Annotated in this window: 24 protein-coding genes and 1 tRNA gene; 5 read left to right on the forward strand and 20 right to left on the reverse strand. The window is 71.4% G+C overall.

The annotated features are described in order from the left end of the window. Positions 1-462 carry a MarR family winged helix-turn-helix transcriptional regulator gene (locus FB047_RS08925; protein ID WP_319801380.1) on the forward strand — a complete coding sequence of 154 codons (462 nt, stop codon included), beginning with the start codon at positions 1-3 and terminating at the stop codon, positions 460-462. Between the two features lie 280 nt (positions 463-742). After that, on the forward strand, positions 743-1,762 hold the full coding sequence (locus FB047_RS08930; RefSeq protein WP_136586807.1) for an NADP-dependent oxidoreductase: 1,020 nt from the start codon (positions 743-745) through the stop codon (positions 1,760-1,762). Positions 1,763-1,801: 39 nt separating this feature from the next. Here FB047_RS08930 and FB047_RS08935 read toward each other — a convergent pair whose 3' ends face one another. Next, positions 1,802-2,689: a LysR family transcriptional regulator ArgP gene (locus FB047_RS08935; RefSeq protein ID WP_136586808.1), complete on the reverse strand. Its 888-nt coding sequence runs from the start codon at positions 2,687-2,689 to the stop codon at positions 1,802-1,804. Positions 2,690-2,758: 69 nt separating this feature from the next. Here FB047_RS08935 and FB047_RS08940 point away from each other — a divergent pair, with 69 nt between their 5' ends. After that, a complete protein-coding gene (locus tag FB047_RS08940) occupies positions 2,759-3,409 on the forward strand; it encodes a LysE/ArgO family amino acid transporter (protein ID WP_136586809.1) in 651 nt (216 codons plus the stop codon). Between the two features lie 165 nt (positions 3,410-3,574). After that, the gene (locus FB047_RS08945; RefSeq protein WP_136586810.1) at positions 3,575-3,856 is read left to right on the forward strand and encodes an acylphosphatase; all 282 of its coding nucleotides are present in this window, start codon (positions 3,575-3,577) and stop codon (positions 3,854-3,856) included. Here the strand turns inward: FB047_RS08945 and FB047_RS08950 are convergent. The 14 genes from FB047_RS08950 to gabT all read right to left on the reverse strand — a co-directional run bounded on the left by FB047_RS08950 (position 3,853) and on the right by gabT (position 17,504). Continuing rightward, positions 3,853-4,893: an NAD(P)H-dependent flavin oxidoreductase gene (locus FB047_RS08950; RefSeq protein WP_136586811.1), complete on the reverse strand. Its 1,041-nt coding sequence runs from the start codon at positions 4,891-4,893 to the stop codon at positions 3,853-3,855. The genes FB047_RS08945 and FB047_RS08950 overlap by 4 nt on opposite strands. Positions 4,894-4,987: 94 nt before the next feature. Beyond that, positions 4,988-5,773: an amino acid ABC transporter ATP-binding protein gene (locus FB047_RS08955; RefSeq protein ID WP_136586812.1), complete on the reverse strand. Its 786-nt coding sequence runs from the start codon at positions 5,771-5,773 to the stop codon at positions 4,988-4,990. Further along, positions 5,760-6,425 (reverse strand): amino acid ABC transporter permease, encoded by a 666-nt coding sequence (locus FB047_RS08960; RefSeq protein WP_136586813.1) that lies wholly within the window; start codon positions 6,423-6,425, stop codon positions 5,760-5,762. The genes FB047_RS08955 and FB047_RS08960 overlap by 14 nt, the downstream gene beginning before the upstream one ends. 134 nt (positions 6,426-6,559) lie before the next feature. Further along, entirely contained in the window at positions 6,560-7,366 is an 807-nt protein-coding gene (locus tag FB047_RS08965; protein ID WP_136586814.1) for an amino acid ABC transporter substrate-binding protein, read from the reverse strand. A gap of 196 nt (positions 7,367-7,562) precedes the next feature. Continuing rightward, positions 7,563-8,255 carry a 50S ribosomal protein L1 gene (gene rplA, locus FB047_RS08970; protein ID WP_136586815.1) on the reverse strand — a complete coding sequence of 231 codons (693 nt, stop codon included), beginning with the start codon at positions 8,253-8,255 and terminating at the stop codon, positions 7,563-7,565. 11 nt (positions 8,256-8,266) lie between these two features. Further along, positions 8,267-8,698 (reverse strand): 50S ribosomal protein L11, encoded by a 432-nt coding sequence (gene rplK / locus FB047_RS08975; RefSeq protein WP_058232721.1) that lies wholly within the window; start codon positions 8,696-8,698, stop codon positions 8,267-8,269. 259 nt (positions 8,699-8,957) lie between these two features. Then, positions 8,958-10,079: a transcription termination/antitermination protein NusG gene (gene nusG, locus FB047_RS08980; RefSeq protein ID WP_136586816.1), complete on the reverse strand. Its 1,122-nt coding sequence runs from the start codon at positions 10,077-10,079 to the stop codon at positions 8,958-8,960. Positions 10,080-10,139: 60 nt separating this feature from the next. Continuing rightward, on the reverse strand, positions 10,140-10,415 hold the full coding sequence (gene secE / locus FB047_RS08985) for a preprotein translocase subunit SecE (RefSeq protein ID WP_136586817.1): 276 nt from the start codon (positions 10,413-10,415) through the stop codon (positions 10,140-10,142). A gap of 42 nt (positions 10,416-10,457) precedes the next feature. After that, a tRNA-Trp gene (locus tag FB047_RS08990) sits at positions 10,458-10,530 on the reverse strand. A gap of 261 nt (positions 10,531-10,791) precedes the next feature. Beyond that, positions 10,792-12,153, reverse strand: coding sequence for an NAD-dependent succinate-semialdehyde dehydrogenase (locus tag FB047_RS08995; protein WP_136586818.1), 1,362 nt, complete (start codon positions 12,151-12,153; stop codon positions 10,792-10,794). A gap of 25 nt (positions 12,154-12,178) precedes the next feature. Next, the gene (locus FB047_RS09000; RefSeq protein ID WP_136586819.1) at positions 12,179-13,738 is read right to left on the reverse strand and encodes an APC family permease; all 1,560 of its coding nucleotides are present in this window, start codon (positions 13,736-13,738) and stop codon (positions 12,179-12,181) included. Next, on the reverse strand, positions 13,735-14,607 hold the full coding sequence (locus FB047_RS09005; protein ID WP_136586820.1) for a universal stress protein: 873 nt from the start codon (positions 14,605-14,607) through the stop codon (positions 13,735-13,737). The genes FB047_RS09000 and FB047_RS09005 overlap by 4 nt, the downstream gene beginning before the upstream one ends. Next, on the reverse strand, positions 14,604-16,064 hold the full coding sequence (locus FB047_RS09010; protein ID WP_136586821.1) for a flavin monoamine oxidase family protein: 1,461 nt from the start codon (positions 16,062-16,064) through the stop codon (positions 14,604-14,606). Before FB047_RS09010 ends, FB047_RS09005 begins: the two co-directional genes overlap by 4 nt. A 90-nt stretch (positions 16,065-16,154) precedes the next feature. Next, entirely contained in the window at positions 16,155-17,504 is a 1,350-nt protein-coding gene (gene gabT / locus FB047_RS09015; protein ID WP_205822815.1) for a 4-aminobutyrate--2-oxoglutarate transaminase, read from the reverse strand. Positions 17,505-17,596: 92 nt separating this feature from the next. On the opposite strand from gabT, the gene FB047_RS09020 reads away from it, so the two are divergent. Next, on the forward strand, positions 17,597-19,129 hold the full coding sequence (locus tag FB047_RS09020; RefSeq protein ID WP_136586823.1) for a PucR family transcriptional regulator: 1,533 nt from the start codon (positions 17,597-17,599) through the stop codon (positions 19,127-19,129). 22 nt (positions 19,130-19,151) lie between these two features. On the opposite strand, the gene FB047_RS09025 is transcribed toward FB047_RS09020, so the two are convergent. Genes FB047_RS09025 through phnD form a run of 5 tightly spaced genes read right to left on the reverse strand, consistent with a single transcriptional unit; the run spans position 19,152 to position 23,391 of the window. Beyond that, a complete protein-coding gene (locus tag FB047_RS09025; RefSeq protein WP_136586824.1) occupies positions 19,152-20,000 on the reverse strand; it encodes a MurR/RpiR family transcriptional regulator in 849 nt (282 codons plus the stop codon). After that, positions 19,990-20,814: a phosphonate ABC transporter, permease protein PhnE gene (gene phnE, locus FB047_RS09030; protein WP_136586825.1), complete on the reverse strand. Its 825-nt coding sequence runs from the start codon at positions 20,812-20,814 to the stop codon at positions 19,990-19,992. The genes FB047_RS09025 and phnE (FB047_RS09030) overlap by 11 nt, the downstream gene beginning before the upstream one ends. Then, entirely contained in the window at positions 20,811-21,605 is a 795-nt protein-coding gene (gene phnE / locus FB047_RS09035; protein ID WP_136586826.1) for a phosphonate ABC transporter, permease protein PhnE, read from the reverse strand. Before phnE (FB047_RS09035) ends, phnE (FB047_RS09030) begins: the two co-directional genes overlap by 4 nt. After that, complete coding sequence (phnC, locus tag FB047_RS09040; RefSeq protein WP_136586827.1) at positions 21,602-22,420, reverse strand: phosphonate ABC transporter ATP-binding protein; 819 nt, start codon at positions 22,418-22,420, stop codon at positions 21,602-21,604. The genes phnE (FB047_RS09035) and phnC overlap by 4 nt, the downstream gene beginning before the upstream one ends. Further along, the gene (phnD, locus tag FB047_RS09045; RefSeq protein ID WP_136586828.1) at positions 22,417-23,391 is read right to left on the reverse strand and encodes a phosphate/phosphite/phosphonate ABC transporter substrate-binding protein; all 975 of its coding nucleotides are present in this window, start codon (positions 23,389-23,391) and stop codon (positions 22,417-22,419) included. Before phnD ends, phnC begins: the two co-directional genes overlap by 4 nt. Positions 23,392-23,403 lie beyond the last annotated feature (12 nt).

Raw genomic sequence — 23,403 nt, forward strand, 5'->3', positions numbered from 1 at the left:
ATGAGCGATGTGGACGATGACCGCCGTGAGGCCGTGCAGGCCCTGGAGTCGTCGTTCTCGGAACTCATGACCGTGTTCCGCCGCTTCGTCTCCGAGGCGGCGGAACGGGTCAGTCCCGGAATGCTCCCGGCCACGTTCAAGGCGCTCTCCGTGGTCAGCCGCTTCGGACCGCTCACCCTGTCGGGCTTGGCCGAGCGCCTCGCCGCCGACAAGGGGTTCCTCAGCCGGTCGATCACCGAGCTCGAAGACCTGGGGCTCGTGACCCGCACGCCCGACCCGAACGACCGCCGCTCCCGGCTCATCGCGGTCACCGAACTCGGGCACAGCCGTCTGGCCGATGCCCGCGCTCCGCACGAGAGCCGACTGTTCGACGCGATCGCGGACTGGTCGATCGACGACATCCGTCACCTGTCGACGCTGCTCCACGCCCTCGCGGTCGGAGAGGTCCCCGCGCGCGACTGAGCGCCCGGCCGGTCGGGCCTCGCAGTCGTCACGGTTCCGCGCCACGCGACCCGCCGAGCGCGGAAACGATCGCCGCGGGCCCGTCTTGCCGAGCGCACCGGTCCTGCCCCGCGCCCCGTCCCGCCGCCGCGAACGCCCGGGTTCCCGCCCCGCCCGACGGGCGCCCGCGGCTTCGCGACACGGTGACCGAGGTGTAACACCGGCGAGACAATGGCGCGCTTGACTGTGGAGACCGCGGCGGAGCCGCCGCGGACACGCCGCACGCGAGAGAGAGCGCCCGATGAGATTCCGATCGACGCGTCCCGAGGCCGCCTTCCAGCCCGCCCCCGCGGTGCCCGAGACGATGGATGCCGTCGTCCTCGACGAACCGGGATCGGCCCAGGCGCTGCGCGTGGATCGCGTGGCGGTCCCGACCCCCGTCCTCAGCGAGGTGCTCGTGCGCGTGGTGGCCGCGGGGGTGAACCCGATCGACGCGAAGACCCGCGCGGGGCGCGGGATGTCGTCGGCGATCGAGGCGTGGCCCGCCGTGCTCGGGCTCGACGTCAGCGGCGTGGTCGTGCGCGCCCCGTTCGACGCCCATCCGTTCCCGGTCGGAACCGAGGTCTACGGCATGGTCGCGGTTCCGCGCACGCCCGGCGCCTACGCCGAGTACGCCGTCGTCCCCACGCTCTCACTCGCCCGCAAGCCGGTCTCGCTCTCGCACGTCGAGGCCGCCGGCGTGCCGGTCGCCGCCCTCACCGCGTGGGGGCTGGTGGTCGAGACCGCTCTCGCCCACCAGGGGCAGCGCATCCTCATCCACGCCGGCAGCGGCGGCGTCGGACACTTCGCCGTGCAGTTCGCGGCCTACTTCGGGGCGCACGTGATCGCGACCGGCTCGCCCCGCAACCTCGACTGGCTGCGCGAACTGGGGGCGGCCGAGGTCGTCGACTACACCACCACGCGCTTCGAAGACGTCGTCGACACCGTCGACGTGGTCATCGACCTGATCGGCAACGTCTCCGACGACACCGGGACCCGGTCGCTCGACGTGCTGCGCCCCGGCGGTCTGCTCATCGAGGTTCCGACCGGCGCCTGGCCGGGTTTCCGGGAGGCGGCGGCGGCGCGCGGCATCCGCTCGACCGACTACAAGACGATCCCCGACGGCGGCGCCCTCTCGACGATCGGACGCCTGCTCGATTCCGGTGCCGTCCGCGTCTACATCGAGCGCGTGTTCGGTCTCGACGAGGCGCCCGAGGCGCACGCGGCGATCGAGCGCGGACACACCCGGGGCAAGGTCGTGCTGCGGGTCAGCGACGACTGATCCGGGCGCCACGGGCGGGAGCCGGGTCGGGCCGCACCCTCAGGATCCCGCCAGCCGGCGTCGTCCCTCGGCCACCACCTCGTCGGCGACGAGGTCGAGCAGCGGAGAGGTGAGGTTCCACTGCTGCCAGTACAGCGGCACGTCCACCGCGTCGTCGGCGAGGCGCACGAGGGTCCCCGCGGCGAGCCCCTCCGCCGACTGGAACCCGGGGAGAAGTCCCCAGCCCAGCCCGAGCTCGATCGCGGTGGCGAAATCCTGCGACGCCGGAACCCGATGCCGGGGCGGATCTTCCGCCGCCACGCCTCGACGCGAGAGCCACTGCGTCTGCAGGTCGTCGCGCCGGTCGAAGTCGACCAGCGGCGCCCGGGCGAGCGCCGCGGCATCCGCTCCCCCGGCGAACCAGCGGGCGGCGAACGCCGTCGTGGCCACGGGCTCGTAGCGCAGGATGCCGAGGGGTCGCACGCGGCATCCCGCAACCGGTGCCGCGCGCGAGGTGACCGCCGCCATCACCGTGCCCGACTCGAGCAGGCCCGCGGTGAAGTCCTGATCGTCGCGGTGCAGGTCGAACACGACCGCGTGCCGCGCCGCGACCCGCGCGAGCGGGGGGAGGAACCACGTGGCGAGCGAGTCCGCGTTGACGGCGAGCGGGAGGGACGCGGTGGTCCCCTCCTCCGCGCCGATCGCCGTCAGGGCGTCGTGTTCGAGCAGGGCGAGCTGACGAGCGAGCCGCACGATCGCGTCGCCCGCCTCGGTCGTGCGCACGGGCTTGGACCGCACGAGCACTACCCGGCCGACCCGGTCCTCGAGGGCACGGAGCCGCTGGCTGACCGCCGACGGAGTGATGTGCAGGCGGCGGGCCGCGGCATCCAGGGTCCCCTCCTCGACGACCACGGCGAGCGTGCGGGCGAGATCGAGGGGGATGGACATGAAGAAATGCTAATGGTCTTGCAGAATCCTGAGCTGGTCTTGATGTCGGCCGGCCTCTAACGTCGAGGCGTGCTCGCCTCTCTTCTCGCCGGTCTCGGTCTCGGCTTCTCCCTCATCGTCGCGATCGGTGCACAGAACCTCTTCGTGCTGCGCCAGGGAATGCGGCGGGAGCACCTCGTGGCCGTGGTCGCCGTGTGCGCGGCCTCCGACGCCGTGCTGATCGTCGTCGGCGTCTCGGGGATCGGCCTCGCGCTGCAGGCGATCCCCTGGCTGCTCATGGTGGTGCGGTGGGCGGGAGCGGCCTTCCTCACGGCTTACGCCCTGCTCGCCGCGCGCCGTGCCCTGCGCCCGAGTGGCGAGACCCTCCGCGTCGACGCCGCGACCTCCACCCCGGTTCCGGATGCCGCCGGCACGGCCGTGCGCACGCGCACCACCCTCGCCGCCACCGTGGCGACGTGCCTCGCCCTTACCTGGCTCAACCCGCACGTGTACCTCGACACCGTGTTCCTGCTCGGATCCGTGGCGTCGACGCACGGGGAGGGGCGCTGGGCGTTCGCGCTCGGCGCGTGCCTCGCGAGCCTCGTGTGGTTCACCGCGCTCGGTTTCGGCGCGCGCTCCCTCGGACGTCGGCTCGACACGCCCCGGGCGTGGCGCATCCTCGACGCGCTGATCGCCGTGGTGATGCTCGCGATCGCGGTCTCGCTGGTGCTTCCGCACTGAGCGTGCGGTGCCGCACCATGCCGCACCGTGCCACGCCGATCGGCACGGGAGGCGGGTCTGGCCGCGCGCTGAGCCTCCTGCGCCGTGCCGCGCCGATCGGCACGGGACGCGGCTCCCTCCGGCGCGCGAGTGCGCCGCCCCCTCATCCCCGACGACAATGGACGCATGCGAACCGTCACCATCACCGTGACCGGCCGGGTGCAGGGCGTCGGCTTCCGTTACGCCCTGCGCGCGGAGGCGCAGCGCCTCGGGACGCGGGGCTGGGTGCGCAACCGCCGAGACGGCGCGGTGGAGGCCTTCGTCGCGGGCGACCCCGACGCCGTCGAGGCCGTCATCGCCTGGGCGCACGACGGGCCCCCGTCCGCCCGGGTGGACGATGTCGACGTGCTCGAATCGAACGTCGCCGACGGCATCCCCACCGGCTTCGACATCCGCGAGACCGTCTAGACCGGCAGTCCCGCCCGCAGCTCGTCGAGCACCTCGCGGGCGTCGTCGAAACGACTGAGGCCGGCGGACTGCCCCGCCCACAGCGACACCAGGTCGGCGTCTCCCGCGGCCGTCGCGGCCGCGCGGAAGACGCCCGTGAGCCAGTTCTGCGCCGGGAACGGCGCGATCCTCCCCGCCTCGAGCTCGCGCATGGCCCGGTTCGGGATGCCGCGAGCGAGCCGTCCGCTCATGGCACGGGTGAGGCGCGTGTCGGTGTCGGCCGCCCCGGCGATCGCCGCGCGATGCCCGGGCGTGGCCGCCGACTGACGCGTCCGCAAGAACGCCGTGCCGACCTGCACGCCCTCCGCGCCGAGCGCGAACGCCGCCGCGACGCCGCGGCGATCGGCGATGCCGCCGGCCGCGATGACCGGAGCCGACACGGCATCGACCACCTGGGGGACGAGGGCGAACGTGCCCACCAGCGAGTCGGCCGGCTCACGGAGGAACGAGACGCGGTGGCCGCCTGCCTCCGAGCCCGTCGCCACGATCGCATCGACGCCCGCCTCATCCAGCGCCCGCGCCTCGGCCACGGACGTGGCCGTGCCGATCACGGCGATCCCCCGCTCACGGGCGCGCGCGAGCAGCGCGGCGTCCGGGACGCCGAAGACCACGCTGAGCACATCGGGACGGGCCTCGAGCACGGCGTCGATCTGCGCCTCGACCGGGGGCACGAAGCTCTCCGGCGCGGCGGGCACGGATGCCCCCGCCGCCTCGAACAGCGGACGCGCGGCATCCGCGTACGGTTCCAGGTCGATGTCGTCGGGGGTGATCTCGTCTCCGCGCGGCATCCACAGGTTCACCGCGACGGGTCGCGGCGTCGCCGCGCGCAGGGCGGCGACGGTTTCGGCGATGCGCGCGGGGGCGTAACCGTAGAGCCCGAACGAGCCCAGGCCTCCCCCGTCGCTCACCGCCGCCGTCAGCGCGATCGATGACAGGCCGCCGAAGGGACCGAGGACGATCGGCAGCTCGATACCCAGGAGAGGCGTCAGGCGGTTCATCGTCCCAGGGTGCCACGGTCGGCCACCGGGTCGCTCTGCGGGTCCCCCGGCGGGTCCGCGCGCTTCGCGGAACGATCCGACGGATGCCGCCGACTCAGGCCGGGTCGGGCCCGTCGAGCGGGCGCAGCAGACGGTCGAGGAAGCGACGCGTGCGCTCCTTCTCGGGACGCGTGAAGAGGGTCTCGGGAGCCCCGCGCTCGACGATGACGCCCTCGTCGAAGAACAGCACCTCGTCGGCGACCTCTCGCGCGAAGCCGAGCTCGTGCGTGACGATGACCATCGTCCAGCCCTCGTTCGCGAGCTCGCGCAGCACCTTCAGCACCTCGCCGACCAGCTCGGGGTCGAGAGCGCTGGTCGGCTCGTCGAAGAGCAGAAGGTCGGGCTCCAGGGCGAGGGCGCGCACGATCCCGACGCGCTGCTGCTGGCCGCCCGATAGCTCCGACGGGTAGGCGTCGCGCTTCTCGGCGAGGCCGACCCGCGCGAGAAGACGCTCGGCCGTGGCGATCGCCTCGGCTCGGGGGACGCCGTGCGCCTGCACCGGGCCCTCGATGACGTTCTGGATCACGGTCAGGTGGGGGAAGAGGTTGTGGTGCTGGAAGACCATCGCCGAACGGTCGCGCAGCGCCGCCCGGTCGGTCTTGGCGACCTTGCCCGCGAAGTCGACGCGCGGACCGTCGGCGAACGCGACGACACCGGCATCCGGTGTCTCGAGACCGTTGAGGCAGCGCAGCACCGTCGTCTTGCCCGACCCGGACGGCCCGATCAGCACCAGGACGTCGCCGCGGCGCACCTCGAGATCGACGCCGTCGAGGACGCGGTTCGTCCCGAAGCTCTTCTGCAGCCCCGTGACCTGCAGCAGGGGGGTCTCAGTGGGCGACATGACGGTCCAACCTCTTCTCGAGGGCGTTCTGCCCGAACGACAGCACGAGGCAGAAGAGCCAGTAGATGAGCGCCGCCTCGAGGTAGACGGCCATGAATTCGTACGAGAACGCCGCGATGTTCTGCGCCTGGCGGAACAGCTCGGAGACGAGGATGAGGGATGCAAGCGAGCTGTCCTTCACGAGCGAGATGAACGTGTTCGACAGCGGCGGCACCGACACCCGGGCGGCCTGCGGGAGGATGATGCGCGTCAGCGTCTTGCGCGGCGAGAGCCCGACGGTGTGGGCGGCCTCCCACTGCCCGCGCGGGACGGAGAGGATCGCGGCGCGGATGACCTCGGCGGCGTATCCCCCGACGTTCAGCGAGAAGGCGATCACGGCCGCGGGGAACGGGTCGATCACGACGCCGACGGCGGGCAGCCCGTAGAAGATCACGAACAGCTGCACCAGCAGCGGCGTGCCGCGGATGATCGAGATGTAGAAGCGCGCGAAGCCCGACAGCACGACATTCGGCGACAGGCGCAGCAGAGCCATGAGCAGCGCGATCACGAGACCGATCGCGAACGAGGCCAACGACAGCGGGATGGTGCCCGTGATCCCGGCCAGCAACATCGGCCAGAACGAGTCGAGCAACAGCGTCCACAGGTCGTTCATGGGCCTCCTTTCCTTCGCGGACCTCCGCCCGCACGATCGACGCGGAGCGCGAAAGGCTCCCGCTCACGCGCGGATCGTCCGCCCCCACGCTAGAGGTGCGGGGCGGACGATCCGCGGGGCTTTACAGCGACGTCTTACTGGGTGACGTCGGCGCCGAAGTACTTCTCGCTGATCTGGGCCAGGGTGCCGTCGGCGCGGAGCTCCTCGAGCGCCGAGTCCACGGCATTCGCGAGGGCGTCCTGCCCCTTCTTGAACGCGAAGGCGCTCTCGGAGGTGTCCTCGGTCTCGGCGGCGATCTTCAGGCCCGTCGGGCTGTTGGTCTTCTCATAGTCGAGGTAGGTGAGCTGGTCGTTGATCGTGGCATCCACGCGGCCCTGCTTGAGGAGAGCGACCGCCTGAGCCCAGCCCTCGACGGCCTCGACCTGAGCGCCGCTGGAGGTCGCGAGCTCGTACCAGTTGCTCGTGAGCGACTGCGCCGTGGTCTTTCCCGACAGGTCGGCGAAGCTCGAGATGGAGTCATCGCCCTCGGTCGTCACGACGACGCCGCGCGAGACAGTGTAGGGCGTGCTGAAGGTGTACTTCTCCTGGCGCTCGGGGTTGATCGACACCTGGTTCGCGATGACGTCGAAGCGTCCCGCGTCGAGGCCCGCGAAGATGGCATCCCACTGGGTCTCCTGGAACTTCACCTGCAGACCGAGCTTGTCGGCGACGGCCTTGGCGATCTCGACGTCGAAGCCGGTGAGCTCGCCCGCGCCCTCGTGGTACGAGAAGGGACGGTAGGTGCCCTCGGTGGCGACGGTGAGGGTGCCGCCCGAGACCAGGCCGTACTCCGAACCGGCGTCGGAGGAGGCGCCCGAGGTGGCTCCGCCGCTGCAGGCGGTCAGCGCGAGGGCGCTCAGGCCCAGGGTGGCGGCGAGGACGGTCAGACGACGACGGGGCATAGCTGTTCCAGACATGTGTGATCGGGGGCGGGTCGCGATGCGCGACCCCCCAGCACAACACGTCGGGGCGCGATCGTCTTCCCGGATGACGCTGTGTTGCACGTCCGTGCAGACGAGGGGCCGTGGGCACCGCCTCGGGGAACGCGAAAGCCCCGCCGGCGCAGAGCGCACACGACGGGGCTTCCGGTGACGAACGTCAGACGATGGCGTTGACGTCCAGGGGGATGCCGGGACCGAAGGTGGTCGAGACGGCGCCCTTCTGGATGTAACGGCCCTTCGAGCTGGACGGCTTGAGGCGGACGATCTCCTCGAGCGCAGCCTTCAGGTTCTCGTCGAGCTGCTCGGCCGAGAACGAGGCCTTGCCGACGACGAAGTGCACGTTGGCGTGCTTGTCGACGCGGAACTCGATCTTTCCGCCCTTGATCTCCTCGACGGCCTTGGCCGGGTTGGGGGTCACGGTGCCGGTCTTGGGGTTCGGCATGAGGCCGCGGGGTCCGAGGACCTTACCGAGGCGACCGACCTGGCCCATGAGCTCGGGGGTGGCGACGGCCGCGTCGAACGCGGTGTATCCGCCGGCGACCTTCTCGATGAGCTCGGTGCCACCGACCTCGTCGGCGCCGGCGGCAAGGGCCGCCTCGGCCGCGGGGCCGTTGGCGAAGACGATGACGCGGGCGGTCTTACCCGTGCCGTGGGGCAGGATGACCGTGCCGCGGACCATCTGGTCCGCCTTGCGGGGGTCGACCGAGAGCTTCAGCGCGACCTCGACGGTCGAGTCGAACTTCTTCGAGCCGGTCTCCTTCGCCAGGGCGACGGCCTCGGCGGGGGTGTAGAACGTGTCGGCCGCGATCTTCTCAGCAGCGGCGCGGAATGCCTTGGACTTGGTAGCCATTGTTATCTCCCTCAGTCCTCGACCGTGATGCCCATGGAGCGGGCGGTGCCGGCGATGATCTTCGAGGCGGCCTCGATGTCGTTCGCGTTCAGGTCGGGCTGCTTCGTGGTGGCGATCTCGCGGACCTGCTCCTTGGTCAGCTTGCCGACCTTGGTGGTGTGCGGGGTGGGCGAACCCTTCGCGAGGCCGGCGGCCTTCTTGATGAGCTCTGCAGCCGGGGGCGTCTTCAGGATGAACGTGAAGCTGCGGTCCTCGTAGACGGTGATCTCGACGGGGATGACGTTGCCGCGCTGGGCCTCGGTCGCCGCGTTGTACGCCTTGCAGAACTCCATGATGTTGACGCCGTGCTGACCGAGCGCCGGACCGATCGGCGGCGCGGGGTTGGCCGCACCCGCCTTGATCTGGAGCTTGATCAGGCCGGTCACCTTCTTCTTGGGTGCCATATCCTTTTCCTCTCTCGAGCGGGATCCTCGCGGGTCCCTCTCTCCCGCGACCCGGCGGTTCCGGGCAGCGGTCGTCGCGCGCGCGGGCGCACGCAACCTCCTCATCATACGCGATGCCGGCCGCCCCGGCATCCCGCGCCCTGGCTCCCCGATGCCCGCTCGCCGAACGTCCTTCGTGGCGAGTCGAGCGCGCACGAACGGCGAACGCCCCGCCGGACGGAGCCGGGCGGGGCGTTCGCGAAGACGCACAGAGCGCGCGTCAGATCATCTTGGTGACCTGATCGAACGACAGCTCGACGGGGGTCTCGCGCTCGAAGAGGGAGACGAGCACGGTGAGCTTGCCGCTCTCGGGCTTGATCTCGCTGATCGTGCCGGGAAGACCCGCGAACGAGCCCTCCTTGATCGTGATCGTCTCGCCGGCCTCGAAGTCGACCTCGGCGGGGATGACGCGCTGCGCGGCCGGGGCGCCCTTGGCGGCACCGGACTTGGCGGGAGCGGACTCCTTGACCTCGACCAAGCTCTTCAGCATGTTGAAGGCCTCTTCGAAGCGCAGCGGGGTCGGGTTGTGGGCGTTGCCCACGAAGCCGGTGACACCCGGGGTGTGACGCACGACCGACCAGGTGTCTTCGTTGAGGTCCATGCGCACCAGCACGTAGCCGGGGATGCGCACGCGGTTGACCATCTTGCGCTGGCCGTTCTTGATCTCGACGACGTCCTCCATGGGGACCTCGACCTGGTAGATGTCGTCCTCGACCTCGAGCGTCGACTTGCGCTGCTCGATGTTGGCCTTCACCTTGCGCTCGAAACCGGCGTACGAGTGGATGACGTACCACTTGCCCGGGAGCATGCGCAGCTCGGTGCGGAACGTCTCGTACGGGTCGGCATCCTCGTCGTCGGTGGCGTCGACGTCGGTCGCCGCGTCGGCCGGGGACTCCTCGGCCTCGACCTCGTCGACCACGGATGCCGCGGCGGAGACCTCGTCGACGAAGTCCTCGTCGAGGACCGGCGCGTCGGGCTCGCCGTTCACGTCGGGACCGTCGTAGGGGGTGACCTCGTCAGCGGCCTCGGCGGCCTCTTCGGCCTGCTCCTCGGCGAGGGAGTCGGTCAGGACCTCGGCGGCGGCCTCGGCCTCGCTGGTCTCGTCGATCTCGAGAGCGTCGTTCACGATCGCGTCCGCCTCCGGGTCGGTGATGTCGATGTCGCCGAGGTCGGCGTCATCGGTGTCGGTCTCGTCGTCGACGATGTGGACGGCGGTGTGCTCGGCCGAGTCGGAGGCGCGCTCCTGCGACGCGAGCACGTTGCCCTCCTGGGCTTCGTCGTCTTCGCTCGACTGTTCGGCGGCCGTCGCCCAATCGGCGTCGTCGACATATCTTTCAGACACTGTGATCTCTTCCGTTCAGTGGCGGCCGCTCTCGGCGCCGCGCGTCCGCCCAGACGCCGGTCAGGCGCCGGCGGTACCGGGGACGCCGAAGACGGCGGTGGTGATCCACACGAACAACACGTCGAGGCCGTAGACGATCGCCATCATGACGACGACGAACCCGAGGACGACGGCGGTGAACTTGACCAGTTCCTGCCGCGTCGGCGTGACGACCTTGCGGAGTTCGGCGAAGACCTGACGAATGAAGAGGGCGATCCGCGCGAAGAAGTTGAGCTTCTTCTCGCGGGGCGCGCCGCGGTCTGCGACGACCTCGCCCTTCGCCTCGTCTTGCGTCATCGAACCACCCAGGTCTCTGTCTGTGCCAGCGTGCGCTGTGCGCAGGGCGGACAGGAATCGAACCTGCAACCTGCGGTTTTGGAGACCGCTGCTCTGCCAATTGAGCTACCGCCCTAAGATCCCGAAGGATCCAGGATGCGAAACCGACGCACTTCCGCACGGAATCTCTCGGGGAGGGATGCCGCGTACCCGAGGGCACGGCGAAAGATTGCAGATTTCGACTGCACTCCCCAGTCTATGCCATGTCCTCCGACCTGGCGAACCGGGGCCGCCTCGGGAGGGTCCCACCGGTGCCGATCGGGCGCCGGGTCACGGTGCCCCGGACGCGGAGATCCCCCGGTCCCGTGCGCCGGGACCGGGGGATCTTCCGTGTGAATCAGGCCGTGCGGATGAGCTTCTTGTTCACGAACTCGTCGGCCGCCAGCAGACCCATCTCGCGCGAGGTGCCGCTGCGCTTGACGCCGCCGAACGGCAGCTCGGGCGAGTCGGCGAGCACGACGTTGACGTAGACCATGCCGGCCTCGATCTTGTCGGCGATGCGCTGCGCCTGCTCGGCATCCGTCGTGAAGACGTAGGAGCCCAGGCCGTACCCGGTGTCGTTGGCCAGGGCGACGGCCTCGTCCTCGCTCGAGACGCGGTAGACGACGCCGACCGGGCCGAAGAACTCCTCGCCGTAGGCGTCCATGTCGGCGGTGACGCCGGTGAGGACGGTGCCGGGGTAGAAGGCGCCGTCGCGCTTCCCGCCCACCTCGACGGTCGCGCCCTGCGAGACGGCGCGCTGCACCTGCTCGTCGAGGCGCTCGGCCGCCGTGAGCGACGACAGCGGGCCCAGCACCGTGTCGTCGGCGAACGGGTCGCCGACCTTCGCCTCGCCCAGCGCGGCCGTGAACTTCGACAGGAACCCGTCGTAGAGGTCGTCGGCGACGATGAAGCGCTTCGCGGCGTTGCACGACTGGCCGTTGTTGTCGAGACGGGCGTCGACGGCCGCCTGCACGGCGGCATCCAGGTCATCCGTGGACAGCAGGATGAACGGGTCGGACCCGCCCAGCTCGAGCGCGACCTTCTTGAGGTTGCGCCCGGCGATCTCGGCGACGGCCGCCCCGGCGCGCTCCGACCCGGTCACCGACACGCCCTGCACGCGGCGGTCGGCGATGATGGTCGCCGCCTGGTCGTTGGTGGCGCGGATGTTGACGTAGGCGCCCTCGGGGAGCCCGGCGTCGCGGTAGATCGCCTGCAGCGCCTCGGCGGACTCGGGGCACTGCGGGGCGTGCTTGAGCAGGATGGTGTTGCCGACCGCGAGGTTCGGGGCCGCGAAACGCGCGACCTGGTAGTACGGGAAGTTCCACGGCATGATGCCCAGAAGCACGCCCAGCGGCGAGCGGCGGATGACCGCCGTTCCCTCGCCCAGGATGTCGAGCGGGGTGTCGCCGGTGATCCTGTCGATGTTGTCGGCGTAGTACTCGGTGATGTCGGCGGCGAAATCGACCTCGCCCTCGGCGGCGGCCAGCGGCTTGCCCATCTCGCGCACGATGATCGCGGCGAGCTCGTCGCGCCGCTCGCGGTGCAGCTCGGCGACGCGGCGGATGGCGGCGGCGCGCTCGGCGGGAGACGTGCGCGACCAGACGCCGTAGCCGTCGTGGGCGGAGGCGATCGCGCTCTCCACCCCGTCGTCGGTCAGGGTGTCGTACTCGGCGAGGGTCTCGCCGGTGGCGGGATTGACGACGGCGTAGTCGCTCATCGGACTGCTCCTTTTCGTTTCGTTGTCAGGTCGTGCGGCGGCGGCGGGCGCTGGCGGGCGCCTCCCGTCCCAGGGTCTCACCACGGAAGAAGGCGGGGCTCGCGATGCGCTGGGCGATCATCAGGACCATCCCCACGACGATGATGACGACCGTGATGACGAACACCAGGCCGACTCCCCCGATCTGCGAGCCCGATCCGTAGTCGGGGTTCGCACTGTCGATGAGGGTCGTCACGAAGAGCACGGCGAGGATGCCGCCGCCCACGAGCGGTGCGAGGAGGGTGAGGAAGACGTTGCGCACCGAGTCGAACCACTGCTTGCGGAAGTACCAGACGCACGCGAACGCGGTCAGGCCGTAGTAGAAGCAGATCATCGCCCCGAGGGCGGTGATGGTGTCGGTGAGCACGTTCTCGCTCAGCACGCGCATGATCGCGTAGAACGCCGAGGCGACGATCGCCGAGACGATCGTGGCGTACCCGGGGGTGAAGAAGCGCGGGCTGACTTTGGCGAACTTCCGCGGCAGCGCGTCGTAGTGCGCCATCGCGAGGAGCGTGCGGGCCGGGCCGACGAAGGTCGCCTGCAGCGACGAGGCGGAGCTGGTCAGCACCGCGAGCGAGACGAGGAACGCGAGCGGTCCCAGGATCGGTCCGGACAGGTGGAAGAAGACGTTCTCCTGGATGTCCTCGTTGCCCAGGCCCAGCTCGCCCGTGCCGTTGCCGGCGAACATCAGCAGCGCGACGGCGATCAGCAGGTAGAGCGCGACGATGAGGAACACCGTCACGGTGGCCGCGCGACCGGGCGTGCGGTCGGGGTCCTTGGTCTCCTCGTTCATGGTGAGGATGACGTCCCAGCCCCAGAAGATGAAGATCGACAGCGACAGACCGGCCGCGAAGGCGCTGAAGGAGTCGACCTCGAACGGGTTGAACCACGACGCCTGCACGGGGCTGGGGTCGAAGGCGTTGCCGTTCATCATCTCGACGACGGCCGCCCCCGCGAAGATCAGCAGCACGAGGATCTGGAATCCCACCAGCCCGTACTGCAGCCGCTGGGTCGTCTGCAGGTCGCGGTACGACACGATCGTCGCGAGCAGCATGAAGAGCAGGCACACGGCGATGTTGATCGGCACGACCCGCGTGAGCTCCGCGATCTCGGCGTTTCCGCTGATCTGCGCGATGAGCAGGAAGAGGAAGTCCACCGCGATCCCGGCCAGGTTCGACAGCACGATCACGGTCGCCGCCACGAGGCCCCAGCCCGCCATCCAGCCGACCCAGGGGCCGAAGGCGCGAGCGGCCCAGGTGAACGAGGTCCCGGCATCCGGCATGCGGGAATTGAGCTCGCGATAGCCGAGCGCGACCAGGAGCATCGGGATGAAGCCGACGAGGATGATCGCCGGCACCTGGAAGCCGACGGCCGAGACCGTCGGGCCGAGGGCACCGGTCAGCGTGTACGCCGGGGCGATCGTCGAGATGCCGATCACGACGGCGCCGATCAGGCCGATCGAGCCGACGCGCAGTCCCTTGTTGGAGATGCCGGTGGTGACGGCGCTGTCGGGTGCGGGGCTCGCGTCGTTGCGAGATGAGGTCATGAGGAAGCCTCCGAGGTGCGGGGCACCACGATCATGGGGACGGGCAGGGCGCGCAGGATGCGCCCCGCGGTGGAGCCGAGGAACAGCCGACGCGGCTGCGCGAGGCGGCTGGAGCCGACGAGGGCGATCTCGCCCGGGAGCCAGTCGAGGCGAGAGACGGCGTCTTCGATGTCGCTGCCGGTGCCGACCACGGCCTCGGCGGCGATCTCGGCGGGAAGCGACGAGCGCACCGTGTCGAGGACCTCCTGCGCGTGCGCCTGTCCGGTGAGACGGGTGAGTCCCGCGTCGACGCGGCCGGGCAGGTCGACTCCCGCGAGCGAGAGCAGACGAACGGGAGCGTGCGATCGGCGCGCGACCGACACGGCCGTGTCGAGGAGCACGTCGGCCCCGGGGCGGGTGCCGATCGCGGTCGTGATGCGCGGCAGTCCCACCGCGGCGTCGACGTTGCGGGCCCCCTCCGGGGCGAGCGCGACGGGAACGGGGGCGGAGTGCACGAGCTCCTCGGCGGTGGTGCCCAGGCGGTGGCGCCCGCGCGGCCCTCCCCCGCCGGTGCCGATGACGAGCACTCCCGCGCCGAACTCCTCGGCGGCGGCGACGAGACCGTCGGACACATCGGCCGCGAAGCGGACGTGCCCCCGGATGCCGGGGAACGGCGCCAGGGCGTCGCGCAGCCAGCCGCGGGCGGTGTCCTCGACCAGGCGGTCGTACGAGGCGTCGCTGGGGATCGAGACGTTGCCCTGCGCCGACGGCAGGACGACGACGACGTGGACCGAGGTCTCGAGGGCCGCGCCCAGGCGGGCGCCCAACGCGAGGGCGTCCGCGCCCGCGTCGGTCGCCGTGTAGCCGACGACGACGCGGTCGCCGCTCATCCGCGCGTCCGCTCGAGGATCTCGTCGGCGGCGCGGTGACCCTGGCGGATCGCCCCGTCGACGTGCTGGTAGCCGGCGCCGGCCATGTCGCTGCAGGCGAGGTGGATCGGTCCGACGGGCTGCCGCTGGTCGGCACCGTAGCGGTGCAGGCCGCCCAGGTCGAAGCTGGCCGCGTACGCGCCGCGGGTCCACTCCTCGGTGCCCCAGTCGCTCTCGTAGTACACCGAGGGGTTCTTCGCCTCGGGGCCGTAGTAGTGCGAGAGCGACTCGAGGATGCGCTCCTTGCGCTCCTCGGCGCTCAGGCGGAACAGGTCGTCGGCGTTCTGGTCGGAGACGAAGCCGACCAGGGTTCCGCGCTCGTCGCCGTGGTTGGTGTTGTCGTAGGCCTCGTGGCACAGCTCGTAGGGGCTGAACGCGGTGCCCGACAGGCCCTGCTCGCGCCAGAACGGCGTCTCGTACACCGCGTGCACCTTGATGACGAAGCCCATCGAGATGTGCTGGTGCATCTGGTGCTGCAGGCGCGGCATCGGCGGGTCGAACGAGATGCGCGAGTACAGCACGGGGGCGAGGGCGAGGATCGCGAAGCGGGCGCGCACCGTGACGTCGTCGGTGATCACGGTGACCCCGGTGGACGACTGCTTCGCCGCCTCGACGCGGGAGGTCAGCGCGCGCAGGTCTTCGACGCGGGGGCCCGTCGCCGAGTCGGTCGCGCGCGCGGGCGTCGCGGACTGCTCGCCCCACACGATGCGCCGCACCGGCTGGTTGAGCAGCACGTCGTCGCCCAGGCGTTCGGCGAGGAGCTCGGGGACCTGCTGGAGGCCGCCGGTCACGCGCTTGTCGAGGATGAAGTCGGCGTCGACGAGGTGGGAGTAGGAGCCCGCGGATGCCGCCATGAGCAGCGACTGCAGGAGCGAGAACGTGTGCGTGGGCTTGGTGAGCATCGCCGAACCGGTGGCGAAGGCCAGGTTGCGCACGGCCTCGTCGTCGTCGGTCTGCTGGCGGAGCCACGCGTCCCACGAGATCTTGTCCCACTCCGCGGCGTGCGGGTGCTCCCACGGCTTGTCGGGGTCGATCTCGGCCACCATCGCGTCCAGACGCGCGGTGATCTCGTTGATGGCCTTCTCGGTCTCGGGCGCGACGGGGAACATCTCGCCCGTGAACCGCTTGGTCTCCCCGTCGGGGCCGACGTAGACGCTGTCGCCCTCGCGGTAGCGGCTGTAGGTCGACAGGCCGAGGTCGGCCACGGTGTCGATCAGCGCGGTCTGGTCGGGAGAGACCCACTGACCGCCGAGCTCGAGCATCGCGCCGTCGACGACGTCGGTCCACAGGCGTCCGCCCACGCGGTCGCGGGCTTCGAGCACGACGACCGAGAGGCCGGCCTTGCGCAGGTCGTTGGCGGCGGTCAGACCGGCGGCGCCGGCCCCGATCACGACCACGTCACGGGTGATGTCGTCCATGGGAGCTTCCTTCGTTGTGTCGTTCACGTCTTCGTGGGTGGCCCCGACGGCGGCGGGCTCTCGGGTCGACCGCCGCCGCCGGGGCGGGGGTCAGCTGCGGGCGAGGGCGGCCGCGACGACGTCGAGGCCCTCGTTCAGCAGGTCGTCGCCGATCGACAGCGGCGGGAGGAACCGGATGACGTTGCCGTAGGTGCCGCAGGTGAGCACGATGACGCCCTCGGCGATGGCGGCCTTGGCCACCGCGCCGGTGAGCGCGGCGTCGGGGGCGCCGGTGGTGGGGTCGACGAACTCGACGGCGATCATCGCGCCGTGCCCGCGCACGTCGCCGATGCGCGGGTCGTTCTGCTGCAGGGCGTGCAGGCGGTCCTTCAGCAGCACGCCGATCTCGCGCGCGCGCTCGACGAAGCCCTCGTTCTCGAAGGCGTCGATGGATGCCAGAGCCGCGGCGCACGCGATCGGGTTGCCGCCGTAGGTGCCGCCCAGACCGCCGGTGTGGGTGGCATCCATGATCTCGGCGCGGCCGGTCACGGCCGCCAGCGGGAGGCCGCCGGCGATGCCCTTGGCGGTGGTGACGAGGTCGGGGACGATGCCGAAGTGCTCGCTCGCGAACATCGCGCCGGTGCGGGCGAAGCCCGACTGCACCTCGTCGGCGATGAAGACGACGCCGTTGTCGCGGCACCAGTCGACGATCGCGTTGAGGAAGCCGTCGGCGGGGACGATGAAGCCGCCCTCTCCCTGGATCGGCTCGATGATGACGGCGGCGAGGTTCTCCGCCCCGACCTGCTTCTCGATCACCGAGATCGCCTTGGCGGCGGCCTCGGGTCCGGTGAGCCCGTCGCGGAAGGGGTACGACAGCGGGGCGCGGTAGACCTCGGCGGCAAAGGGACCGAAGCCGCTCTTGTACGGCATGTTCTTCGCCGTGAGCGCCATGGTCAGGTTGGTGCGGCCGTGGTAACCGTGGTCGAAGGCGACGACGGCCTGGCGCTTGGTGTACTTGCGGGCGATCTTGACGGCGTTCTCGACGGCCTCGGCGCCCGAGTTGAACAGCGCGCTCTTCTTGGCGTGGTCGCCGGGCGTGAGGCGGTTGAGCGCCTCGGCGACCGACACGTACGAGTCGTAGGGCGAGATCATGAAGCACGTGTGGGTGAAGGCCGCGACCTGCTCCTGCACGGCCTTCACGACCGCGGGGTGGGCGTTGCCGACACTGGTGACGGCGATGCCGGAGCCAAGGTCGATGAGGGAGTTGCCGTCGGCGTCGACGACGACTCCGCCTCCGGCGGCGACGGCCTGGATCGGCACGGTGTGACCGACGCCGGATGCCACGGCGGCGGCCTTGCGCTCGAGCAGTTCCTGCGAACGCGGGCCGGGGATGGCGGTGACGATGCGGCGCTCCTGGGCGAGGGACGGACCGCCGACGAGGGGAAGGGTGTCGAGGCTCATGGCCGCGATGCTACGGACGCCGCGCCGCGCCCCGCACTCTCCTGCGTGTACAGTCGCAGGCGCCGTCGTATACAAGTCGTACAGGAGCTGTCATGGCCGACACCGTCCCCGCGCCGCCCAGCCTGCGCGCGCTCCTCTCCCGCCGGGACCTGCACCTGCGTCTCGTCGCGGACGACGACCTCGCCCCCGGCATCCTGGATCGCCCTGTGAGATGGGTGCACTCGAGCGACCTCGTCGATCCCACGCCCTTCCTCAGCGAGGGCCTCGTGCTGCTGACCACGGGCACCCAGTTCGCCGACGCCGACGCCGCCGACTACGAGGCGTACGTCGGCCGCCTGCTCGCGCGGGGCGTCCAGGGCCTCGGCTTCGGCACGGAGGTCGTGCGCGACGGCATCCCCTCCCCCCTGGTCTCGGCGTGCCGACGGGCCGGGATGCCGCTGTTCGAGGTGCCCTACCGCACGCCGTTCATCGCCGTCGCGCGCGCGGGGGCCGAGGCCATCGCCGCCGACGCCTACGCGCGTCGCAGCTGGTCGCTCGCGGCGCAGCGCGCCGTCTCGCTCGCCGCCCTGCGCCCCGACGGGCTGTCGGCCACCCTGGCCGAGCTCGCGCGGCAGCTCGACTGCTGGGTCGGGCTCTACGACGCGGCGGGGGCGTTGCGCAGCGCCTTCCCCGCCGATGCCCTGCCGCCCGAGGCCGCCGACGCCGTCGCGGCCGAGGTCACGACGATGCTGCGCCGGGGGACGCGCGCCGCCGGGGCGATCCGCAGCGGCGGCTCCGCCGTGAGCGTGCAGACTCTCGGCCGAGGCGGACACCTGCGCGGCGCCCTCGCGATCGCCGCCGACGACCTCGACCACGAGGCGCGCAGCGTCGTCACCGCGGTCGTCGCGATGGCCGCCCTCGCCCTCGAGCAGCAGGACGGCCTCGGGCGCGCGGTCGGCACGTTCCGCGCCGGCCTCGTGCACGCGCTCGCGAGCGACGATCCGACGCTCGCCCGACGCGCGGCGCGCGACCTGTTCGGGCCGCTTCCGGCCGCGCCGATCGTCGTGGGGCTGACCGCCGCGACGGCGACCCGCTCGACGGCGCTCACGGAGTGGCTCGAGACGCGGGCGCAGGAGGGCCGCGGCGAACTGTTCTTCGGTCGGAGCGACGACGGTGTCGCCCTGGTCGTGCCGGCCGCCGGCCGCGCGGTGCTCGACGAGATCGCGGAACGCTTCGAACTCGTCGTCGGCTGCTCCGCCCCGACCGGCTACGACGCGTTCTCGCGCGCCCTGACGCAGGCGCGCACCGCCCGCGACCGCACGGACCAGGCCGGTCTCGCCGACTTCGCCGACACCGCGCGGGCGGGACTGCTCACCGCCCTCGGGACGGAGGCCGCGCGGACCGTGGCCGCCGGAACCCTGGCCCCGCTGCGGAGCCACGACGACACCGACGGCTCCGCCCTGGTCGCGACCCTCGACACCTGGCTCGCCCACGACTGCTCGCACGAGGCCACGGCCCAGGCGCTCGGCATCCATCGGCACACGGTGCGGGCGCGCATCGCTCTCGCGCAGCGCGTGCTGGGGCGCGACCTGTCGTCGTTCGCCGCGCGCGCCGAGCTGTGGACGGCGCTGCGCCTGGCGGAATAGGTCGGGCGGCGGGATCGAGTGGTCAGCCCGCGTCGCCGAGGTTGTCGGAGAGGATCTCGAGCACGCGGGAGCGGGCCAGGGATGCATCGTCGGCGCGCGCGCCGGCCACCGCGTCGACGAACGCCTCGGCGAACACCGCATGGGCGATGCGGGAGGTGTGCTCGAGCTCGTCGCGGAAGGAGCCCCCCGAGGCGAGCACGAGCGAGAGGTCGGCCCGCTCCGTCAACGGCGAGGCGGAGAACGACGTCAGCGCGATCACCCGCGCCCCCGCGGCGCGCGCGGCGGACGCGGCGCGCAGGCTCGCCTCGTTCGCCCCCGACCCGCTGATCACGACGCAGACGTCATCGACGGCGAGATGCCGGGCGGCGATCTGCTGACCGATCGGATCGCCCACCGTCTCGGCGGGCCGGCCGACGGCGGTCAGGCGCATCGCGAGGTCGGTGGCGACCGGAGCCGAGAGGCCGCTGGCCACCACCAGCAACCGCCGAGCGGCGACCACGGCGTCGACGGCCTCGGAGACCCCCTCGGCATCCAGCAGGCTCGTGACGGCCCGGAGGTCGTCGGCGATGCGATCGATCGCGGAACGGATGCCGCCCAGGGCCCCGTCCTGCGCGACCGGGGCGACCGCCCGGCGGCCGCGCTCGGCGGCGAGCGCCACGCGCAGCTGCGGGTACCCGCGGTAGCCGAAGGTCTGGCACGCGCGCACGACGGTGGAGCGGCCCACGCCCACCCGGTCGGCGATCTGCTGCGCGGTGAGCTCGATGACGGCATCCGGTTCGTCGACGATGAGGTCGGCGACGCGGCGCTCGCTGGGCTGCAGCGAGTTGCGCACCGCGGCGATGCGCGCGGTGACGGGCACCTCAGCGGACACGGGGACCCTCCATGATGCGGCGGCGGATGCGACCCGACACGGCGTCGATCGCGACGGTGACCACGACCACGACGATGAGGAGCATGCCCACCGTCGACCACTCACGGTACTGGGTGTACGAGGTGAGCATGTCGCCGATCCCGCCCACGCCGATCAGCCCGAGCACGGCGGAGGCGCGCACGTTGATCTCGAACCGGTAGAGCCAGAACGACAGGAACGTCGGCGACGCCTGCGGCCAGACGCCCCAGCGCAGCACCTGCGCGGTCGACCCGCCCGCGGCCCGGGCCGCTTCGATGGGTCCGGGGGCGACGTTCTCGACCGCCTCGTATCCCCACTTGCCGAGGGTGCCGACGCCCCCGATCGCGAGGGCGAGGGCACCGGTGAGGGGCGTGAGACCGGTCACCGACAGGATGATGATCGCGAACACCAGCTCGGGCACCGCGCGCACGAGCGAGAACATGAACCGCAGGGCCGCGCGCACCGGCGGCGGACCGAAGCCTCGCGCGGCGATCAGCGAGAGGGGGGTGGCGATCAGGATGCCGAGAACCGTGCCGATCCACGCCATCTCGACGCTGCGCCAGGTCTGCCAGAGCGCCTCGGCGAGCTTCTCCCAGTTCGGTGAGAGGAACATCAGCCCGAGGTAGCGGGCGATCTCGGCGGGGAGTTCGCCCAGTCGCGACCACGTGATGTCGGCCGACCAGAACGCGGCGATCACGATCGCGCTGACCACGACCCACGACAGGGTACGCAGGGGTCGCCGACGGCGGGGCGGCACGGTGGGAGCCGTGACCGCAGAGGGGGCGAGGGCGGTCATACGAGCCTCCGGCGGATCGCGTCGCTGACGGTGTCGAGCACGACGACGATCACGAGGATCTCGACGATGATCAACGACAGCTGGTCGTAGCGGTAGAAGGTTCGCACGGCGTCGATGAGCAGGCCGATCCCGCCCGCGCCCACGAGACCGAGCACGGTCGAGGCGCGCACGTTGAGCTCGAACACGTACAGCGTCTGCGAGACGAACACCGGCCAGGTGTCGGGGAGGGCGAGGGCGCGGTTGATCTGCGTCTGCGTCGCCCCGGCGGCGCGACCGGCCTCGAGCGGTCCGGCGTCGGCGGAGTCGATCGACTCCGAGACCAGCTTGACCACGATGCCGACGTTGAACAGCACGAGCGCCAGGATGCCGGGGAGGGCGCCCACCCCGACCATCGCGACGAGCACGGCCGCGTAGACGAGCTCGGGCACCGCACGCACCACGTTCAGGATGCCGCGCACGAGCGCCCGCGTCGGGGTGAACGGGTTGGTGGGCCGGGCCGCCCAGAAGCTCACCGGCAGCGAGATCGCGGCGCCGACGGCCGTGCCGATGACGGCCATCTGCAGGGTCTCGAGGATCGGCCCGACGGTGCGCGGGAAGAACGTCCAGTCCGGTGTGAGGAGTTCGCCGACCCGGAGCGCGCCCTGCTGCCAGTTGCGGACGATCGCGCCCACGTCGAGGCCGACGCCGACCACCGGCAGGCACATGAACACCGTGACGGCGACGATCACGGCGGCCGCCGTCCACGGCATCCACCGCCCTCTCGGGCGCGGGGGCACGACGAGGACCGTCATCGGTCGAGCCTGTCGGCCGCGGTCACGCTGCGACCGTAGATCTCCGCGAAATCGGCGTCGGTGGCGGATGCCGCGGGCCCGTCGTAGACGATCTCGCCGGCGCGCATGCCGATCATGCGCGTCCCGTACTCGCGGGCGAGGTCGAGCAGGTGCAGGTTCACGAGGACCGTGATGCCGAGGTCTTCGTTGATGCGCCGCAGGTCGTCCATCACGCCGCGGGCCGTGGGCGGGTCGAGGCTCGCGACGGGTTCGTCGGCGAGCACGATCCGCGGCTGCTGGGTGAGCGCGCGGGCGATCGCGACGCGTTGCTGCTGCCCGCCGGAGAGGGCCGACGCGCGGTCCCAGACCTTGGGCAGCATCCCGACGCGCTCGAGAGCTTCGAACGCGAGCTGCCGGTCCTCGGGTCGGTACGCCCCGACCAGGGTGCGCCACAGCGGGGTGTGCGCGAGGCGGCCCACGAGCACGTTGTTCAGCACGGTGGTGCGGCCCGCGAGGTTGAAGCTCTGGAAGACCATGCCGATGTGCCCGCGGGTCTCGCGCAGGCGCCGACCGGACGCGCCGTCGATGCGGCGCCCGCCGACCTCGACCGCACCCGAGGTCGCCGGCACGAGACCGTTGATGGTGCGGATGAGCGTCGACTTGCCGGAGCCGGACAGTCCGACGACGGCGACGAGATCGCCGGGCGCGATGTCGACCGAGACGTTCTTCAGCCCGATCGTTCCGTTCGGATAGCGCACCGACACCCCGTCGAGGCGGATGCCCCAGGGCGCCGAGGCCTGCGCCTCGACGCCCGGGGTGAGGGATCCGGTCGTCACTGGAGTCCGAGCTGCTGGGCGGCGCGGGCGACGACGTCGAGCGACGCGGGGTCGGCGGGCGCGAGCTTGGTGATGGAGTAGACCGCCTTCAGCGCGGCGGAGCCCTCCTCGGTCGTGGAGTACTCCTCGAGCGCGGTCGAGATCTTCTCCTGCAGCTCGGGCGAGAGGTCCTTCGACACGGCGACGCCGTCGTTGGGGATCTCGTCGGTGAGGCCGAACACGACGACCTTCTGTCCGACGTCGCTCTTGTCCTTCGCGACGAGCGTGCGCGCGTCCCAGAAGCTGAAGCCGACCTCGGCGTCGCCGTTGTAGACCGCGAGCACCGAGGCGTCGTTCGCCGTGACGGGGACCTTCTGGAATCCGCTGTCGATGTCGACGCCGGCCTCCTTGAGCGCGAGCATCGGGTAGATGTAGCCGGCCGGCGAGCCGGGGCCGAGCACGGCGACCTTCGCTCCGGCGATCTTGGTGATCGAGTCGAGTCCGGCCGGGCCCTGCAGCGCGTCGGCGCCGTTGCAGAAGCTCATGCCGTCGCGCTCGACGACGGGCGTCTCGCAGTACTTGTCGGGGTTGTTCGTCATGAACTGACCCGGGTAAGTGATGTTGCCGTTGCGCTCGGTCTGGAGCACGACCGACGCGCCGTAGCGGTCGTTGGCCTGCCACAGCTGCAGCGACGGCAGGAAGCCGATCTGCGCCTGCCCCGCGCCCATCGCCTCGACGGCGGCCTGGTAGTCCTTCGAGACGACACCCGAGACCGGGATGCCGAGCTTCTCGGTGAGCATGTCGGTGAGGGGCTTGGCCGTGTCGACGAGGTTCGCCTGGTCCTGCGAGGGGACGAGGGCGAGCACGAGCGAGCTCGGGTCGGCGGCGGGTTCGGAGGCCGATCCGGCCGTGCCCGCGCAGCCCGCCAGGGCGAGCGAGGCGAGGGCCGCGGTGGCGAGGGCGGCGGCGAGACGGGGGCGACGAGTGTTCATGATTCCTTCTGC

Origin of the sequence: Microbacterium hydrothermale, from assembly GCF_004854025.1 — a bacterium.
Taxonomy (GTDB): domain Bacteria; phylum Actinomycetota; class Actinomycetes; order Actinomycetales; family Microbacteriaceae; genus Microbacterium; species Microbacterium hydrothermale.

Excerpts from the sequence above, each read along its gene's own strand:
- phnE (WP_136586826.1), bottom strand. The coding sequence starts at position 21,605 with ATGACGGTCCTCGTCGTGCCCCCGCGCCCGAGAGGGCGGTGGATGCCG.
- FB047_RS09010 (WP_136586821.1), bottom strand. The coding sequence starts at position 16,064 with ATGGACGACATCACCCGTGACGTGGTCGTGATCGGGGCCGGCGCCGCC.
- FB047_RS09020 (WP_136586823.1), top strand. The coding sequence starts at position 17,597 with ATGGCCGACACCGTCCCCGCGCCGCCCAGCCTGCGCGCGCTCCTCTCC.
- FB047_RS08930 (WP_136586807.1), top strand. The coding sequence starts at position 743 with ATGAGATTCCGATCGACGCGTCCCGAGGCCGCCTTCCAGCCCGCCCCC.
- FB047_RS09000 (WP_136586819.1), bottom strand. The coding sequence starts at position 13,738 with ATGACCTCATCTCGCAACGACGCGAGCCCCGCACCCGACAGCGCCGTC.
- FB047_RS08965 (WP_136586814.1), bottom strand. The coding sequence starts at position 7,366 with ATGCCCCGTCGTCGTCTGACCGTCCTCGCCGCCACCCTGGGCCTGAGC.
- FB047_RS08995 (WP_136586818.1), bottom strand. The coding sequence starts at position 12,153 with ATGAGCGACTACGCCGTCGTCAATCCCGCCACCGGCGAGACCCTCGCC.
- gabT (WP_205822815.1), bottom strand. The coding sequence starts at position 17,504 with ATGAGCCTCGACACCCTTCCCCTCGTCGGCGGTCCGTCCCTCGCCCAG.
- phnD (WP_136586828.1), bottom strand. The coding sequence starts at position 23,391 with ATGAACACTCGTCGCCCCCGTCTCGCCGCCGCCCTCGCCACCGCGGCC.
- phnE (WP_136586825.1), bottom strand. The coding sequence starts at position 20,814 with ATGACCGCCCTCGCCCCCTCTGCGGTCACGGCTCCCACCGTGCCGCCC.
- FB047_RS08925 (WP_319801380.1), top strand. The coding sequence starts at position 1 with ATGAGCGATGTGGACGATGACCGCCGTGAGGCCGTGCAGGCCCTGGAG.
- FB047_RS08945 (WP_136586810.1), top strand. The coding sequence starts at position 3,575 with ATGCGAACCGTCACCATCACCGTGACCGGCCGGGTGCAGGGCGTCGGC.
- FB047_RS08950 (WP_136586811.1), bottom strand. The coding sequence starts at position 4,893 with ATGAACCGCCTGACGCCTCTCCTGGGTATCGAGCTGCCGATCGTCCTC.
- secE (WP_136586817.1), bottom strand. The coding sequence starts at position 10,415 with ATGACGCAAGACGAGGCGAAGGGCGAGGTCGTCGCAGACCGCGGCGCG.
- FB047_RS08960 (WP_136586813.1), bottom strand. The coding sequence starts at position 6,425 with ATGAACGACCTGTGGACGCTGTTGCTCGACTCGTTCTGGCCGATGTTG.
- rplA (WP_136586815.1), bottom strand. The coding sequence starts at position 8,255 with ATGGCTACCAAGTCCAAGGCATTCCGCGCCGCTGCTGAGAAGATCGCG.
- FB047_RS08935 (WP_136586808.1), bottom strand. The coding sequence starts at position 2,689 with ATGTCCATCCCCCTCGATCTCGCCCGCACGCTCGCCGTGGTCGTCGAG.
- FB047_RS09005 (WP_136586820.1), bottom strand. The coding sequence starts at position 14,607 with ATGAGCGGCGACCGCGTCGTCGTCGGCTACACGGCGACCGACGCGGGC.
- FB047_RS08955 (WP_136586812.1), bottom strand. The coding sequence starts at position 5,773 with ATGTCGCCCACTGAGACCCCCCTGCTGCAGGTCACGGGGCTGCAGAAG.
- rplK (WP_058232721.1), bottom strand. The coding sequence starts at position 8,698 with ATGGCACCCAAGAAGAAGGTGACCGGCCTGATCAAGCTCCAGATCAAG.